Genomic DNA, 15483 nt, shown 5'->3' on the forward strand with positions numbered 1-15483 from the left:
CATGCGACGTATTGCAGTGATGGGCGCCGCCGGGCGCATGGGCAAGACCCTGATTGAAGCCGTGCAGCAAACCCCGGGCGCCGGTCTGACGGCGGCGGTGGATCGTCCCGACAGCACGTTGGTCGGCGCGGATGCCGGTGAGTTGGCTGCGCTGGGTCGTATCGGCGTGCCTCTGTCCGGTGATCTGGATCGGGTGGTCGACGAGTTCGACGTGCTGATCGACTTCACGCACCCGACGGTGACCCTGAAGAACCTGGCCTTCTGCCGTAAACACGGCAAGGCCATGATCATCGGTACCACCGGTTTCAGCGTTGAAGAAAAGCAGTTGCTGGCGGAAGCGGGCAAGGACATTCCGATTGTCTTCGCGGCCAACTTCAGTGTCGGGGTCAACCTGTGCCTGAAGTTGCTCGACACGGCCGCTCGCGTATTGGGCAACGATGTCGATATCGAAATCACCGAAGCTCACCATCGGCATAAAGTCGATGCGCCGTCCGGCACTGCCGTGCGCATGGGAGAGGTGATTGCCGATGCGTTGGGTCGCGATCTGAAAAAGGTGGCGGTGTATGGTCGTGAGGGCCAGACCGGCGCTCGTGATCGCGAGACCATTGGTTTCGCCACTGTGCGCGCTGGCGACATCGTCGGTGATCACACCGTGCTGTTCGCCGCCGACGGCGAGCGTGTCGAGATCACACACAAGGCATCCAGTCGCATGACGTTCGCCAAGGGTGCGGTGCGTGCCGCATTGTGGCTGGACGGGCGCGAGCCTGGCCTTTACGACATGCAAGACGTGCTCGATCTGCGTTAAGATGCACCCGAAATCGGGCTCGCGCACAGCGTTTGAGCCCGGTTTTGTTCCGCCAAGCGACGTCCTGTCGCATTCTCCAGCCTTTAAGGCTCATTGGCGGTAGACCAAAAAGGCCTTTTTCTGTAAGCTACAGCTTTAGTGTGTCCACTAAAAGCGCGCAGAATAATTCAGTGAAGAAGCGGGGTGACGTGTCCATACGTCACTCCGCTTTTTTACAACCTGCGATCGCCCTTTCAGGCTTTATTTACGGGAGGTCTTCTTGACTAAGCCAGCCATACTCGCCCTTGCTGATGGCAGCATTTTTCGCGGCGAAGCCATTGGAGCCGACGGTCAAACCGTTGGTGAGGTGGTGTTCAACACCGCAATGACCGGCTATCAGGAAATCCTTACCGATCCTTCCTACGCCCAACAGATTGTTACCCTGACTTACCCGCACATCGGCAACACCGGCACCACGCCGGAAGACGCCGAATCCAACCGCGTCTGGTCTGCCGGCCTGGTCATCCGTGACCTGCCACTGGTGGCGAGCAACTGGCGTAACACGATGTCCCTGTCCGACTACCTGAAGGCCAACAATGTTGTGGCCATCGCCGGTATCGACACCCGCCGCCTGACGCGCATCCTGCGTGAAAAAGGCGCGCAGAACGGCTGCATCATGGCTGGTGACAACATTTCCGAAGCTGCCGCCATTGCCGCCGCCCAGGGCTTCCCTGGCCTCAAGGGCATGGACCTGGCGAAAGTCGTCAGCACCAAGGAAAGCTACGAGTGGCGCTCGACTGTCTGGGATCTGAAAACCGACAGCCACGCGACCATCGAAGCTTCCGAGCTGCCGTACCACGTGGTTGCCTACGACTACGGCGTCAAGGTGAACATCCTGCGCATGCTGGTCGAGCGCGGTTGCCGCGTGACCGTCGTGCCTGCGCAAACGCCTGCTGCCGAAGTGCTGGCGCTGAAGCCGGACGGCGTATTCCTGTCCAACGGCCCTGGTGACCCGGAGCCTTGCGACTACGCGATCCAGGCGATCCAGGACGTGCTGGAAACCGAAATTCCGGTCTTCGGTATCTGCCTCGGCCACCAACTGCTGGCCCTGGCCTCCGGCGCCAAGACCCTGAAAATGGGTCATGGCCACCACGGTGCTAACCACCCCGTCCAGGACCTGGACAGCGGTGTGGTGATGATCACCAGCCAGAACCACGGTTTTGCCGTAGACGAAGCGACCCTGCCGGCCAACGTTCGCGCGATCCACAAATCGCTGTTCGACGGCACCCTGCAAGGTATCGAGCGTACCGACAAGAGCGCCTTCAGCTTCCAGGGTCACCCGGAAGCCAGCCCTGGCCCGAACGACGTAGCGCCATTGTTCGATCGCTTCATCACCGAGATGGCCAAGCGACGCTGATCGCTCGCCCTGATGTAGCAAGGCTTGAGGGTGGTCCCGATACCGGCGGCCCCCTCAAGGCTTCAGATTGAACAAGACGGCTTGCCGACTGACCTGCGGATTTGAGTGACAAACCCATGCCAAAACGTACAGACATTAAAAGCATCCTGATTCTCGGCGCTGGCCCGATCGTGATCGGCCAGGCCTGCGAATTCGACTACTCCGGCGCCCAGGCCTGTAAAGCCCTGCGCGAGGAGGGCTACCGCGTCATCCTGGTGAACTCCAACCCGGCCACCATCATGACCGACCCGGCCATGGCCGACGCGACCTACATCGAGCCGATCAAGTGGCAGACCGTTGCCAAGATCATCGAAAAAGAGCGTCCGGACGCGCTGCTGCCGACCATGGGCGGCCAGACTGCTCTGAACTGCGCCCTGGACCTGGAGCGCGAAGGCGTTCTGGAGAAGTTCGGCGTAGAGATGATCGGTGCCAACGCCGACACCATCGACAAGGCTGAAGATCGTTCGCGTTTCGACAAGGCGATGAAATCCATCGGCCTGGCGTGCCCGCGTTCCGGTATCGCCCACAGCATGGAAGAGGCCAATGCGGTCCTCGAGAAGCTTGGCTTCCCGTGCATCATCCGTCCGTCCTTCACCATGGGCGGCACCGGTGGCGGTATTGCTTACAACCGTGAAGAGTTCGAAGAAATCTGCGCCCGTGGTCTGGACCTGTCGCCGACCAAGGAACTGCTGATCGACGAATCGCTGATCGGTTGGAAAGAGTACGAGATGGAGGTTGTCCGCGATAAGAAGGACAACTGCATCATCGTCTGCTCCATCGAAAACTTCGACCCGATGGGCGTGCACACCGGTGACTCGATCACCGTGGCACCTGCACAGACCCTGACTGACAAGGAATACCAGATCCTGCGTAACGCCTCCCTGGCGGTACTGCGCGAGATCGGCGTGGAAACCGGCGGCTCCAACGTTCAGTTCGGTATTTGCCCGAACACTGGCCGCATGGTCGTGATCGAGATGAACCCGCGTGTATCCCGTTCGTCGGCCCTGGCTTCGAAAGCCACCGGCTTCCCGATCGCCAAGGTTGCGGCCAAGCTGGCCGTGGGTTACACCCTCGACGAGCTGTCGAACGACATCACCGGCGGCAAGACCCCGGCGTCCTTCGAGCCGTCCATCGACTACGTCGTCACCAAGCTGCCACGTTTTGCCTTCGAGAAGTTCTCCAAGGCTGACGCGCGCCTGACCACTCAGATGAAGTCGGTCGGTGAAGTCATGGCCATCGGCCGGACCTTCCAGGAGTCCCTGCAGAAAGCCCTGCGCGGCCTGGAAGTCGGTGTTTGCGGTCTGGACGAGAAGGTTGATCTGGCCAACCCGGAAAGCATGAGCGTGCTCAAGCGCGAGCTGACCGTGCCGGGCGCCGAGCGTATCTGGTACGTGGCGGACGCCATGCGCGCCGGCATGAGTGTTGAAGACATCTTCGGCATGACCATGATCGATCCTTGGTTCCTGGTGCAGATGGAAGACCTGATCAAGGACGAAGAGAAGGTCAAGACCCTGGGTCTGACCAGCATCGACCGCGATCTGATGTTCCGCCTCAAGCGCAAAGGCTTCTCCGATATGCGCCTGGCCAAACTGCTGGGCGTGACCGAGAAGAGCCTGCGTGCTCATCGTCACAAGCTGGAAATCTTCCCGGTCTACAAGCGCGTCGACACCTGCGCCGCTGAGTTCGCCACCGACACCGCTTACCTGTACTCGACGTACGAAGAAGAGTGTGAAGCGGCGCCATCGGGTCGCGACAAGATCATGATCCTGGGTGGCGGTCCGAACCGTATCGGCCAGGGCATCGAGTTCGACTACTGCTGCGTACACGCGGCACTGGCCCTGCGCGATGACGGGTACGAGACCATCATGGTCAACTGCAACCCGGAAACCGTATCCACCGACTACGACACCTCCGATCGCCTGTACTTCGAACCAGTGACCCTGGAAGACGTGCTGGAAATCGTCCGCGTCGAGAAGCCGAAAGGCGTGATCGTCCAGTACGGCGGCCAGACCCCGCTGAAACTGGCGCGTGCCCTGGAAGCCGCCGGCGTGCCGATCATCGGTACCAGCCCTGACGCCATCGACCGTGCGGAAGACCGTGAGCGCTTCCAGCAGATGGTTCAGCGCCTGAACCTGCGTCAGCCGCCAAACGCCACCGTGCGCAGCGAAGACGAAGCGATTCGTGCCGCCGCCAAGATCGGTTACCCGCTGGTGGTACGTCCGTCCTATGTACTGGGCGGTCGTGCGATGGAAATCGTCTACGAAGAAGAAGAACTCAAGCGCTACCTGCGCGAAGCGGTTCAAGTGTCCAACGACAGCCCGGTGCTGCTGGACCACTTCCTCAATTGCGCCATCGAAATGGACGTGGATGCAGTCTGCGACGGCAAGGACGTGGTGATCGGCGCGATCATGCAGCACATCGAGCAGGCTGGCGTTCACTCCGGTGACTCCGCATGCTCGCTGCCGCCGTACTCGCTGCCGGCGCACATCCAGGACGAAATGCGCGAACAGGTCAAGAAAATGGCCCTGGAACTGGGTGTGGTCGGCCTGATGAACGTACAGTTGGCGCTGCAAGGCGAGGACATCTACGTCATCGAAGTCAACCCGCGCGCTTCCCGTACCGTACCGTTCGTGTCCAAGTGCATTGGTGTTTCCCTGGCGATGATCGCGGCGCGCGTGATGGCCGGTAAAACCCTGAAAGAACTGGGTTTCACCAAGGAAATCATTCCGAACTTCTACAGCGTGAAAGAGGCGGTGTTCCCGTTCGCCAAATTCCCTGGCGTTGACCCGATCCTCGGCCCAGAGATGAAGTCGACCGGTGAAGTGATGGGCGTGGGCGACACCTTCGGTGAAGCGTTCGCCAAGGCCCAGATGGGTGCCAGCGAAGTGTTGCCGACCGGCGGTACTGCGTTCATCAGCGTGCGTGACGACGACAAGCCACTGGTTGCGGGCGTGGCCCGTGATCTGATCAACTTGGGCTTCGAAGTGGTCGCCACTGCCGGTACTGCCAAGCTGATCGAGGCTGCAGGCCTGAAAGTGCGCCGTGTGAACAAGGTGACCGAGGGTCGTCCGCACGTGGTCGACATGATCAAGAATGACGAAGTCACGCTGATCATCAACACCACCGAAGGTCGTCAGTCGATCGCTGATTCGTACTCCATTCGTCGTAATGCCCTGCAGCACAAGATTTACTGCACCACCACCATTGCTGCTGGCGAAGCCATCTGTGAAGCGCTGAAGTTCGGTCCCGAGAAGACCGTGCGCCGCTTGCAGGATCTACACGCAGGATTGAAGGCATGAGCATAACGAAGTACCCGATGACCGTTCAGGGCGCACGCGCCCTGGAAGAAGAGCACACTCACCTGACCAAGGTCGTTCGTCCGAAGCTTAGCCAGGATATCGGTACGGCCCGCGAGTTGGGTGACTTGAAGGAAAACGCCGAATACCACGCTGCCCGTGAGCAGCAGGGTATGGTCGAGGCGCGGATCCGTGATATCGAAGGCCGCATGCAGAACGCGGTGATCATCGATGTGACGACCATTCCTCACTCCGGCAAGGTGATTTTCGGCACAACCGTCGAAATCGCCAACGTCGAAACCGATGAAAGCGTGACTTACCAGATCGTTGGTGAGGACGAGGCTGACATCAAACTCGGCAAGATCTCTGTCGGCTCGCCGATTGCCCGCGCCTTGATTGCCAAGGAAGAGGGTGATGTGGTTGCCGTCAAGACGCCTGGTGGCGTTATCGAGTACGAGATTGTCGAAGTTCGCCACGTCTGAAGGCCGGCGCCCGTTTCGTGCGGGCGTCATGCTTTGGCAGCTGACCCAGATGTTGTGGGTCGGCGGCTTGTGGCTGTTGCACGTCGGTCTTTTGCCGGTGCTGGGACGAATTGGCCTGGCACCGCTGCTGATCGATGAAATCGCAGGCATGCTCAATACGTTGGTAGTGGGATTCGCTACGGCGTGTGTGATATTGCAGGCTTTGGTGCTGGTTAAGGCCGAGGGCCTTGTCAGTCTATGGCGCGATATTCGCGGGCAACTGCTGTTGATGGCGTTGTATGCGTGCGCGATGTACTTCGTGGTGCGTTTCGGCTGGCCGGATGCCGTGCGTTGGCAGGCGTTCAGCTATCTTGTTCTGGGCTTTACCGGGCTGGTGCTGGTGTTGCAGCCGATGCCGGGATGGAGTGGCAGGGTGCGCGAAGCACACCCTTGACCCTTGCCATCACTTGAAGCGATGGACGTTCGACAGCTGCTTGTTGACGCTGAAGTTCTTGCGGTAGATCAGTGCCATCTTGCCGATGACCTGGACCAGATCCGCTTTGCCGACCTTGCAGAGCTCTGCAATGGACGCCAGGCGCGATTCGCGATCGAGGATGTTGAGCTTGATCTTGATCAGCTCGTGATCCGCCAATGCGCGTTCGAGTTCGGCTAACACACCTTCAGTCAAACCATTGTCTGCCACAATCAGAACCGGTTTCAGATGGTGGCCAATGGATTTGTACTGTTTCTTCTGCTCTTGAGTGAGCGGCATAATCTGACCCCTGCGTCTGATCTTGTAAAAAGCGGCGGCCAGTTTACCCGAGCGAGTCCGGGACCGCCCAGTTAATCACGACCCGTTTTATTTTCGAGGTGGCCCGTGGCCCGTTCCAAGACAAGCCTTAACTGGCTGAAAGAACATTTCAACGACCCATTCGTCAAAATGGCGCAAAAAGACGGGTATCGTTCCCGCGCCAGCTACAAACTGCTGGAGATCCAGGAAAAGGACCGTCTGATCCGCCCGGGCATGAGCGTAATCGACCTTGGAGCGGCCCCTGGTGGCTGGTCCCAGGTGACCAGTCGTCTGATTGGTGGGCAGGGGACATTGATCGCTTCTGACATTCTGGAAATGGACAGCATCCCGGACGTGACCTTCATTCAGGGCGACTTTACCGAGGATGCCGTGCTGGCCCAGATCCTCGATGCCGTCGGAAATAAGGAAGTAGACCTTGTGATTTCCGATATGGCCCCCAATATGAGTGGACTACCAGCCGTGGACATGCCGCGAGCGATGTTCCTGTGCGAGTTGGCACTGGATCTCTCGACTCGGGTGCTCAAGCCCGGTGGTGATTTTTTGATCAAGATCTTCCAGGGCGAAGGTTTCGACGAGTTCCACAAGAGCGTTCGCCAGCAGTTCGAGAAGGTGCAGATGCGCAAGCCGACTTCGTCGCGCGACCGTTCTCGCGAGCAGTACCTGCTGGGCCGTGGTTTCCGCGGACGCAGTGAGAGTTGAGTGAATTTTCGATCAAGGCGATAGGATTTTTGTATTACGCCTTGTCAGAATTAGCGAATATTGTGTAGGAAGTGTTTCACAAAGGGTTACAGACGGCGCCTGCCAAGTTGTAGGTAATGTAGTAAGTTAGGCCGGTGAATATCATGCGAAGCGCGCGCCAGTAGCGGAGCTTGCTTCAGAGGGTAGTTAATTGAACGATATGGCAAAGAATCTGATCCTGTGGTTGATCATCGCGGCTGTCCTGGTGACGGTGATGAACAACTTCTCCAGCCCTAACGAGCCGCAGACCCTCAACTATTCCGACTTCATCCAGCAGGTCAAGGATGGCAAGGTCGAGCGCGTAGCGGTTGATGGCTACGTGATTACCGGCAAGCGCAACGATGGCGACAGCTTCAAGACCATTCGCCCGGCGATCCAGGACAACGGCCTGATCGGCGACCTGGTGGATAACCACGTCGTGGTCGAAGGCAAGCAGCCTGAACAGCAAAGCATCTGGACTCAGCTTCTGGTTGCCAGCTTCCCGATCCTCGTGATTATCGCCGTGTTCATGTTCTTCATGCGGCAGATGCAGGGCGGTGCCGGTGGCAAGGGCGGGCCGATGAGCTTCGGCAAAAGCAAGGCGCGCCTGCTCTCCGAAGATCAGGTGAAGACGACCCTGGCTGACGTTGCCGGTTGCGACGAAGCCAAGGAAGAAGTCGGTGAACTGGTCGAGTTCCTGCGCGATCCGGGCAAATTCCAGCGCCTCGGTGGCCGCATTCCTCGCGGTGTGCTGATGGTGGGTCCTCCGGGTACCGGTAAAACCTTGATCGCCAAGGCCATTGCCGGCGAAGCCAAGGTACCGTTCTTCACCATTTCCGGCTCCGACTTCGTCGAAATGTTCGTCGGCGTGGGTGCCAGCCGTGTTCGCGACATGTTCGAGCAGGCCAAGAAACACGCTCCATGCATCATCTTCATCGACGAAATCGATGCGGTCGGTCGCCATCGTGGTGCTGGCATGGGTGGTGGTCACGACGAGCGCGAGCAGACGCTCAACCAATTGCTGGTTGAGATGGACGGCTTTGAGATGAATGACGGCATCATCGTGATTGCCGCGACCAACCGTCCCGATGTTCTGGACCCTGCGCTGCTGCGTCCGGGCCGTTTCGACCGTCAGGTTGTAGTTGGTCTGCCGGACATTCGTGGTCGCGAACAGATTCTCAAGGTTCACATGCGTAAAGTGCCGATGGGCGACGACGTTGCCCCGGCCGTGATCGCTCGTGGTACTCCAGGCTTCTCCGGTGCTGACCTGGCGAACCTGGTGAACGAGGCATCGTTGTTCGCTGCCCGTGCCGGCAAGCGCATCGTCGAGATGAAAGAATTCGAACTGGCGAAAGACAAGATCATGATGGGCGCCGAGCGCAAATCCATGGTCATGTCCGAGAAAGAAAAGCAGAACACGGCTTATCACGAAGCGGGTCACGCCATTGTAGGTCGTGTCGTGCCTGAGCATGATCCGGTGTACAAGGTGTCGATCATCCCGCGCGGTCGCGCGCTGGGTGTGACCATGTTCCTGCCGGAAGAAGATCGTTACAGCCTGTCCAAGCGTGCGTTGATCAGCCAGATCTGCTCGCTGTACGGCGGTCGTATCGCTGAAGAAATGACCCTGGGCTTCGATGGCGTGACCACCGGTGCCTCCAACGACATCATGCGCGCCAGCCAGATTGCGCGGAACATGGTGACCAAGTGGGGTCTTTCGGAAAAGCTCGGTCCGTTGATGTACGCCGAAGAAGAGGGTGAAGTGTTCCTCGGTCGCGGCGGTGGCGGTCAGAGTGCAAGCTTCTCTGGTGAGACAGCCAAGCTGATCGATTCCGAAGTGCGCAGCATCATCGATCAGTGCTATGGCACGGCGAAGCAGATTCTCACGGACAACCGTGACAAGCTCGATGCGATGGCCGATGCCTTGATGAAGTACGAAACGATCGATGCCGAGCAGATCGACGACATCATGGCGGGTCGTACGCCTCGCGAGCCGCGCGACTGGTCGGGTGGTACGGGTACTTCCGGCACCCCTCCGGTGGTGCAGGATGAGCGTCCGGAAACACCGATCGGCGGTCCTGCTGCTGACGTATAAGGTTTTAAATGACTTCTGTTCAGTCCTCGACCCGGTTGCCTTGCGGCAACCGGGTTCTTGATTTGGCCCAGACGCATGTCATGGGTATTCTCAATGTCACCCCTGATTCTTTCTCCGATGGTGGCCAATACAGCCAGCTCGACGCGGCCATGCGCCACGCCGAAGCCATGGTGGCGGCCGGCGCGACGCTGATCGACGTCGGTGGAGAGTCCACCCGCCCTGGTGCCAGGGTTGTGTCGCCACTCGAAGAGCTGGAGCGCGTAGCCCCTATCGTCGAGCGCATCAATCGCGAACTGGATGTGATCATCTCGGTCGACACCTCAACGCCTGCCGTCATGCGAGAAGCAGCGCGCCTGGGTGCGGGCCTGATCAACGATGTGCGTTCGTTGCGACGCGATGGTGCCCTGGATGCTGCTGCTGCCACCGGGCTGCCGGTTTGTCTGATGCACATGCTGGGCGAGCCGGGCGATATGCAGGACAATCCGCAGTATCAGGATGTCACCCGGGAGGTCGGCGAGTTTCTCGCCGAGCGCATGCATCAGTGTTCATTGGCGGGTATTCCAGCTGAACGGATCATTCTTGATCCCGGCTTTGGCTTCGCCAAAACCTTGCAGCACAATCTGAGTTTGTTCAAACATATGGAAGCCCTGCATGTCTTGGGGCGGCCCCTGTTGGTCGGGGTTTCGCGTAAGAGCATGATTGGTCAGGCATTGAATCGTCCGGTGGGAGACCGGCTGTATGGTGGTTTGGCGCTCGCGGCGCTGGCTTTGGCGAAAGGTGCGCGTATATTGCGCGTCCATGATGTAGCCGAAACAGTGGATGTGGTGCGGATGATCGCCGCAGTGGAATCAGCCGAATAAGAATGAAGGAGCACTTATGAGCAAAAAATATTTTGGCACCGATGGTATTCGTGGGCGTGTCGGTGAGTACCCGATTACTCCTGATTTCATGCTCAAGCTCGGCTGGGCTGCAGGCATGGCTTTCCGCAAGATGGGCGCCTGCAAGGTATTGGTAGGCAAGGACACCCGAATCTCCGGCTACATGTTTGAGTCGGCGCTTGAAGCGGGGCTGACGTCGGCAGGTGCCGATGTGATGCTGCTGGGGCCGATGCCGACTCCGGCAATCGCCTACCTGACGCGCACTTTCCATGCCGAGGCAGGCATCGTCATCAGTGCGTCACATAATCCGCATGATGACAATGGCATCAAGTTCTTCTCCGGCCAGGGCACCAAGCTTCCGGATGAAGTCGAGCACATGATCGAAGAGCTGCTCGATACCCCAATGACTGTGGTTGAGTCGAGCAAGATCGGCAAGGTGTCGCGAATCAATGACGCGTCGGGTCGGTATATCGAATTCTGCAAGAGCAGTGTGCCGACCGGTACCAGCTTTACCGGCCTCAAGATTGTGATCGACTGCGCCCATGGTGCGACCTACAAAGTGGCGCCGAGCGTGTTCCGCGAGTTGGGCGCTGAAGTCGTCGTATTGTCGGCGCAGCCGAATGGATTGAACATCAACGACAATTGCGGTTCGACCCATATGGGGTCGCTGCAGGCTGCCGTTGTGGCCGAGAAGGCTGATCTGGGCATTGCCTTCGATGGTGACGGTGATCGCGTTCAGATGGTCGATCACACGGGAGCGGTGGTGGACGGCGACGAATTGCTGTTCATCATTGCCCGTGACCTGCATGAGCGCGGCAAGCTGCAGGGCGGCGTGGTCGGAACCCTGATGAGTAACCTGGGGCTGGAGCTGGCCTTGGCGGATCTGGGTATTCCATTGGTGCGCGCCAATGTCGGTGACCGCTATGTCATTGCCGAACTGCTGGAGCGCAACTGGATCGTGGGTGGTGAAAACTCCGGGCACATCGTGTGCTTCAGCCACACCACCACGGGCGATGCAATTATTGCGGCGCTGCAGGTGTTGATGGCGCTGGGCAGGCGTGACGAAGGTCTGGCGCAATCGCGGCAGGCGCTGCGCAAGTGTCCTCAGGTGCTGATCAATGTGCGATTCGGCGGCGGCGCAAGCCCTCTCGAGCATCCGTCGGTCAAGGAGGCCAGCGAGCGTGTGACCAAGGCCATGGCAGGTCGCGGGCGTGTGCTGTTGCGCAAATCCGGAACCGAGCCGCTGGTGCGTGTGATGGTCGAAGGCGAAGACGAAACGCAGGTTCGTGGGTATGCCGAAGAGCTGGCAAAACTGGTAACTGAAGTTTCTGCCTGAATTCGGCTTGCCAGCCATGATTGTGTTGGGTAACATCTGCGCCCACTTTGACCGACGAGGTACAGCATGCGTCGCCCTATGGTAGCTGGTAACTGGAAGATGCACGGTACCCGCGCCAGCGTCGCAGAGCTGATCAACGGCCTTCGTGACTTGGCCTTGCCGAGCAGTGTTGATGTTGCGGTATTCCCGCCTTTCCTGCATATCAATCAAGTGATTGAAGGCCTGGAAGGAAAGTCGATTTCGGTCGGCGCGCAGAATTCTGCGGTGGAATCCGGACAAGGTGCGTTGACTGGTGAAGTTGCACCGAGTCAGTTGGTGGATGCAGGTTGTTCCCTGGTGCTTGTCGGGCATTCCGAGCGCCGCCAGATTCTGGGGGAGCAGGACGCAATGCTGATCCGCAAGTTCGCAGCGGCACAGGCATGTGGCTTGACTCCGGTGTTGTGCATAGGGGAAACCCTGGAGCAGCGTGAAGCCGGAAAAACTCTTGAGGTTGTCTCGCGTCAGCTTGGCAGTATCATTGAGGAGCTGGGTGTCGGTGCCTTTGCCAAGGCAGTGATCGCTTACGAGCCGGTCTGGGCCATTGGCACGGGGCTGACTGCAACGCCGCAACAGGCGCAGGATGTGCACGCAGCCATTCGCGCCCAGTTGGCGGCAGAGAATTCTGAAGTCGCACAAGGTGTGCGGCTTCTATACGGCGGCAGCGTGAAGGCGGCCAATGCGGTCGAACTGTTCGGCATGCCGGATATCGATGGGGGTCTCATTGGTGGGGCTTCCCTGAATGCAGATGAGTTCGGTGCGATCTGTCGCGCCGCGGGAAACTGAAAAAATGCTGGAAACAGTCGTAGTCGTTTTTCATCTGCTGGGTGCATTGGGCGTAGTAGCTCTGGTTTTGCTGCAGCAGGGTAAAGGTGCGGATGCTGGCGCGTCTTTCGGAGCAGGTGCTTCAAATACTGTGTTCGGAAGCCAAGGTTCCTCTACCTTTCTTAGTAAGTTTACTGCTATACTTGCCGCAGGTTTTTTCATAACCAGCTTGGGGTTAGGTTACTTTGCTAAAGAGAAGGCTCACCAGCTGACTCAAGTAGGTCTCCCAAATCCAGCGGTACTGGAAGTTCCAAAGCAACAACCGGCTTCTGATGATGTCCCGGTGCTTCAAGAGCAAAAGTCGGCTACTCCAGCGACTGACGTGCCTCCAGCTCAAGAGCAGAAGTAAGAAGGGTTTCAAACGTAGTATTGCCGAGGTGGTGGAATTGGTAGACACGCAACCTTGAGGTGGTTGTGCCCATAGGGTGTAGGGGTTCGAGTCCCCTTCTCGGTACCAATTAGTCAGGAGAGCCCGCTGTTGCGGGCTTTCTTGCAGGTGGAAGGTTACATTGACCCTGTAGGGGATCGGTCGTATACTTCCGCCCCAGCTTTGTCGCGGGGTGGAGCAGTCTGGTAGCTCGTCGGGCTCATAACCCGAAGGTCGTCGGTTCAAATCCGGCCCCCGCAACCAGTTTAAGGAGCCCCTTTTAAGGGGCTTTTTGTTAGCTGGACACTTTCAACGCCGCTGTTCGACGGCGTTTCAAGGATGGGCGTTTCGCCCATTTTTTTATTTTGCATAGCATGCACATACATGCACTAGGGGGTTCAGGTGTCGAGCAAGCTAGAAGAGTTGCAGGCCTTGCTGGCCCCGGTGGTCGTGGCCCTAGGCTATGAATGCTGGGGTATCGAGTTTTCGGCTCAGGGTCGTCACTCGATGTTGCGCGTTTATATCGATAAAGAAGGCGGCGTGCTGGTGGACGATTGCGCCATCGTCAGCCGTCAGATCAGCGGTGTGCTGGATGTTGAAGATCCAATCTCCGTTGAGTACACCCTTGAAGTTTCCTCGCCTGGCATGGAACGCCCTCTGTTCACTCTTGAGCAGTTTGCAAAATTTGCCGGTGAACAAGTGAAGATCAAGCTGCGCTCGCCTTTTGAAGGACGACGCAACTTTCAGGGCCTTCTGCGCGGCGTAGAAGAGCAGGATGTCGTGGTGCAGGTAGATGACCATGAGTTCCTGTTGCCGATCGATATGATCGACAAGGCCAACATTATTCCCAGTTTTGACTGAGGCGTGCCAGATACTGCGGATCCCGCGGATCCAATGGCTTGCGAAAGGCGAGGCGTACGATGAGCAAAGAAGTACTGCTGGTTGTTGAGTCGGTATCCAATGAAAAGGGCGTACCGGCAAACGTGATTTTTGAAGCGCTGGAGCTGGCCTTGGCCACTGCTACCAAAAAGCGTTTTGAAGACGAAGTTGATCTGCGTGTGGAAATCAACCGCCACACGGGTGCATACGAGACATTCCGTCGCTGGACGGTCGTCGAAGAAGCAGACCTGGACGATCCGGCCATCGAAACCTGGCCGAGCAAGGTTGCTGAAACGCATCCTGGCGCCAAGGTCGGTGACGTCGTAGAAGAGAAGATCGAGTCCATCGAGTTCGGCCGCATTGCTGCACAGACTGCCAAGCAAGTCATTGTGCAGAAAGTTCGCGAAGCCGAGCGCGCTCAGGTTGTTGACGCTTACCGCGAGCGCCTGGGTGAAATCATCTCCGGCACCGTGAAAAAAGTTACCCGCGACAACGTGATCGTTGATCTGGGCAACAACGCTGAAGCGTTGCTGGCCCGTGAAGACATCATTTCTCGCGAAACTTTCCGGGTTGGCGTGCGTCTGCGTGCGCTGCTCAAGGAAATCCGCACCGAGAACCGCGGCCCGCAGTTGATCCTGTCGCGTACCGCGCCGGAAATGCTGATCGAGTTGTTCCGCATCGAAGTGCCGGAAATTGCCGAAGGCCTGATCGAAGTGATGGCTGCGTCCCGTGATCCGGGTTCGCGCGCCAAGATCGCCGTTCGCTCCAAGGACAAACGCATCGACCCGCAGGGCGCTTGCATCGGAATGCGCGGTTCGCGCGTCCAGGCAGTGTCGGGTGAGTTGGGCGGTGAGCGTGTTGACATCGTCCTGTGGGACGACAACCCGGCTCAGTTCGTGATCAACGCCATGTCCCCGGCCGAGGTTGCGGCAATTATCGTTGACGAAGATGCCCACGCAATGGACATCGCCGTTGGCGCAGACAATCTGGCTCAGGCCATCGGTCGCGGTGGTCAGAACGTGCGTCTGGCCAGCCAGTTGACTGGCTGGACCCTGAACGTGATGACCGAATCGGACATCCAGGCTAAACAGCAAGCAGAAACCGGCGACATCCTGCGCAACTTCATCGACGAGCTGGAAGTCGACGAAGAACTGGCTCAGGTGCTGGTTGATGAAGGCTTCACCAGCCTGGAAGAGATTGCCTACGTACCGTTGGAAGAAATGCTCAACATCGACGGCTTTGACGAGGAAATCGTCAACGAGCTTCGCGCTCGTGCCAAGGATCGCTTGTTGACCAAAGCCATCGCTACTGAGGAAAAGCTGGCAGACGCCCATCCGGCCGAAGACCTGCTCTCGCTTGAGGGTATGGACAAGGATTTGGCGATGGAACTGGCGGTGCGCGGCGTAATTACCCGCGAAGACCTGGCCGAGCAGTCTATTGACGACCTGCTCGACATCGACGGCATTGACGATGATCGTGCCGGCAAGTTGATCATGGCCGCCCGAGCCCACTGGTTCGAGTAATTAGGCGCGGCCTGAGGAGAGA

14 protein-coding genes and 2 tRNA genes are annotated in these 15483 nt (G+C 58.4%); 15 read left to right on the top strand and 1 reads right to left on the bottom strand.

Features of this window, described 5'->3' with window-relative positions; genetic code table 11:
* Window position 1: 1 nt before the first annotated feature.
* The 5 genes from dapB (at window position 2) to AC1RDQ_RS26870 (ending at window position 6451) form a co-directional block, all read left to right on the top strand.
* Entirely contained in the window at window positions 2-805 is an 804-nt protein-coding gene (gene dapB, locus AC1RDQ_RS26850) for a 4-hydroxy-tetrahydrodipicolinate reductase (protein WP_492588601.1), read from the top strand.
* A 259-nt stretch (window positions 806-1064) separates the two neighbouring features.
* Window positions 1065-2201 carry a glutamine-hydrolyzing carbamoyl-phosphate synthase small subunit gene (gene carA / locus AC1RDQ_RS26855; protein WP_492588602.1) on the top strand — a complete coding sequence of 379 codons (1137 nt, stop codon included), beginning with the start codon at window positions 1065-1067 and terminating at the stop codon, window positions 2199-2201.
* Window positions 2202-2317: 116 nt separating this feature from the next.
* Window positions 2318-5539: a carbamoyl-phosphate synthase large subunit gene (carB, locus tag AC1RDQ_RS26860; RefSeq protein ID WP_007988688.1), complete on the top strand. Its 3222-nt coding sequence runs from the start codon at window positions 2318-2320 to the stop codon at window positions 5537-5539.
* A 2-nt stretch (window positions 5540-5541) separates the two neighbouring features.
* On the top strand, window positions 5542-6018 hold the full coding sequence (greA, locus tag AC1RDQ_RS26865; RefSeq protein ID WP_057716674.1) for a transcription elongation factor GreA: 477 nt from the start codon (window positions 5542-5544) through the stop codon (window positions 6016-6018).
* 28 nt (window positions 6019-6046) lie between these two features.
* Entirely contained in the window at window positions 6047-6451 is a 405-nt protein-coding gene (locus AC1RDQ_RS26870; protein ID WP_090457736.1) for an MFS transporter, read from the top strand.
* Window positions 6452-6460: 9 nt separating this feature from the next.
* Here the strand turns inward: AC1RDQ_RS26870 and AC1RDQ_RS26875 are convergent, their stop codons facing one another.
* Complete coding sequence (locus AC1RDQ_RS26875) at window positions 6461-6769, bottom strand: YhbY family RNA-binding protein (protein ID WP_007942889.1); 309 nt, start codon at window positions 6767-6769, stop codon at window positions 6461-6463.
* 105 nt (window positions 6770-6874) lie between these two features.
* Here AC1RDQ_RS26875 and rlmE point away from each other — a divergent pair, with 105 nt between their 5' ends.
* The 10 genes from rlmE (at window position 6875) to nusA (ending at window position 15461) form a co-directional block, all read left to right on the top strand.
* A complete protein-coding gene (gene rlmE / locus AC1RDQ_RS26880; RefSeq protein ID WP_057716479.1) occupies window positions 6875-7507 on the top strand; it encodes a 23S rRNA (uridine(2552)-2'-O)-methyltransferase RlmE in 633 nt (210 codons plus the stop codon).
* Between the two features lie 199 nt (window positions 7508-7706).
* The gene (ftsH, locus tag AC1RDQ_RS26885; RefSeq protein WP_057716478.1) at window positions 7707-9617 is read left to right on the top strand and encodes an ATP-dependent zinc metalloprotease FtsH; all 1911 of its coding nucleotides are present in this window, start codon (window positions 7707-7709) and stop codon (window positions 9615-9617) included.
* An 8-nt stretch (window positions 9618-9625) separates the two neighbouring features.
* Complete coding sequence (gene folP / locus AC1RDQ_RS26890; RefSeq protein WP_218494886.1) at window positions 9626-10477, top strand: dihydropteroate synthase; 852 nt, start codon at window positions 9626-9628, stop codon at window positions 10475-10477.
* 16 nt (window positions 10478-10493) lie between these two features.
* Window positions 10494-11831, top strand: a complete 1338-nt coding sequence (gene glmM / locus AC1RDQ_RS26895) for a phosphoglucosamine mutase (protein WP_057716476.1) — start codon at window positions 10494-10496, stop codon at window positions 11829-11831.
* Window positions 11832-11897: 66 nt separating this feature from the next.
* Entirely contained in the window at window positions 11898-12653 is a 756-nt protein-coding gene (gene tpiA / locus AC1RDQ_RS26900; protein WP_218494887.1) for a triose-phosphate isomerase, read from the top strand.
* Window positions 12654-12657: 4 nt separating this feature from the next.
* Window positions 12658-13041, top strand: coding sequence for a preprotein translocase subunit SecG (gene secG / locus AC1RDQ_RS26905; RefSeq protein ID WP_017336473.1), 384 nt, complete (start codon window positions 12658-12660; stop codon window positions 13039-13041).
* Between the two features lie 22 nt (window positions 13042-13063).
* Window positions 13064-13149 (top strand) — tRNA-Leu (locus tag AC1RDQ_RS26910).
* A 97-nt stretch (window positions 13150-13246) separates the two neighbouring features.
* Window positions 13247-13323: transfer RNA gene (locus tag AC1RDQ_RS26915), tRNA-Met, on the top strand.
* A 138-nt stretch (window positions 13324-13461) separates the two neighbouring features.
* A complete protein-coding gene (gene rimP, locus AC1RDQ_RS26920; RefSeq protein WP_007915250.1) occupies window positions 13462-13920 on the top strand; it encodes a ribosome maturation factor RimP in 459 nt (152 codons plus the stop codon).
* Between the two features lie 59 nt (window positions 13921-13979).
* A complete protein-coding gene (gene nusA, locus AC1RDQ_RS26925) occupies window positions 13980-15461 on the top strand; it encodes a transcription termination factor NusA (RefSeq protein WP_007988680.1) in 1482 nt (493 codons plus the stop codon).
* Window positions 15462-15483: the final 22 nt, after the last annotated feature.

It is taken from the genome of Pseudomonas sp. GW823-FHT02E01, assembly GCF_058797535.1.

Coding starts and splice junctions, on each gene's coding strand:
- dapB (WP_492588601.1), top strand. CDS start 2: ATGCGACGTATTGCAGTGATGGGCGCCGCCGGGCGCATGGGCAAGACC.
- carB (WP_007988688.1), top strand. CDS start 2,318: ATGCCAAAACGTACAGACATTAAAAGCATCCTGATTCTCGGCGCTGGC.
- AC1RDQ_RS26870 (WP_090457736.1), top strand. CDS start 6,047: ATGCTTTGGCAGCTGACCCAGATGTTGTGGGTCGGCGGCTTGTGGCTG.
- AC1RDQ_RS26875 (WP_007942889.1), bottom strand. CDS start 6,769: ATGCCGCTCACTCAAGAGCAGAAGAAACAGTACAAATCCATTGGCCAC.
- ftsH (WP_057716478.1), top strand. CDS start 7,707: ATGGCAAAGAATCTGATCCTGTGGTTGATCATCGCGGCTGTCCTGGTG.
- folP (WP_218494886.1), top strand. CDS start 9,626: ATGACTTCTGTTCAGTCCTCGACCCGGTTGCCTTGCGGCAACCGGGTT.
- glmM (WP_057716476.1), top strand. CDS start 10,494: ATGAGCAAAAAATATTTTGGCACCGATGGTATTCGTGGGCGTGTCGGT.
- tpiA (WP_218494887.1), top strand. CDS start 11,898: ATGCGTCGCCCTATGGTAGCTGGTAACTGGAAGATGCACGGTACCCGC.
- secG (WP_017336473.1), top strand. CDS start 12,658: ATGCTGGAAACAGTCGTAGTCGTTTTTCATCTGCTGGGTGCATTGGGC.
- nusA (WP_007988680.1), top strand. CDS start 13,980: ATGAGCAAAGAAGTACTGCTGGTTGTTGAGTCGGTATCCAATGAAAAG.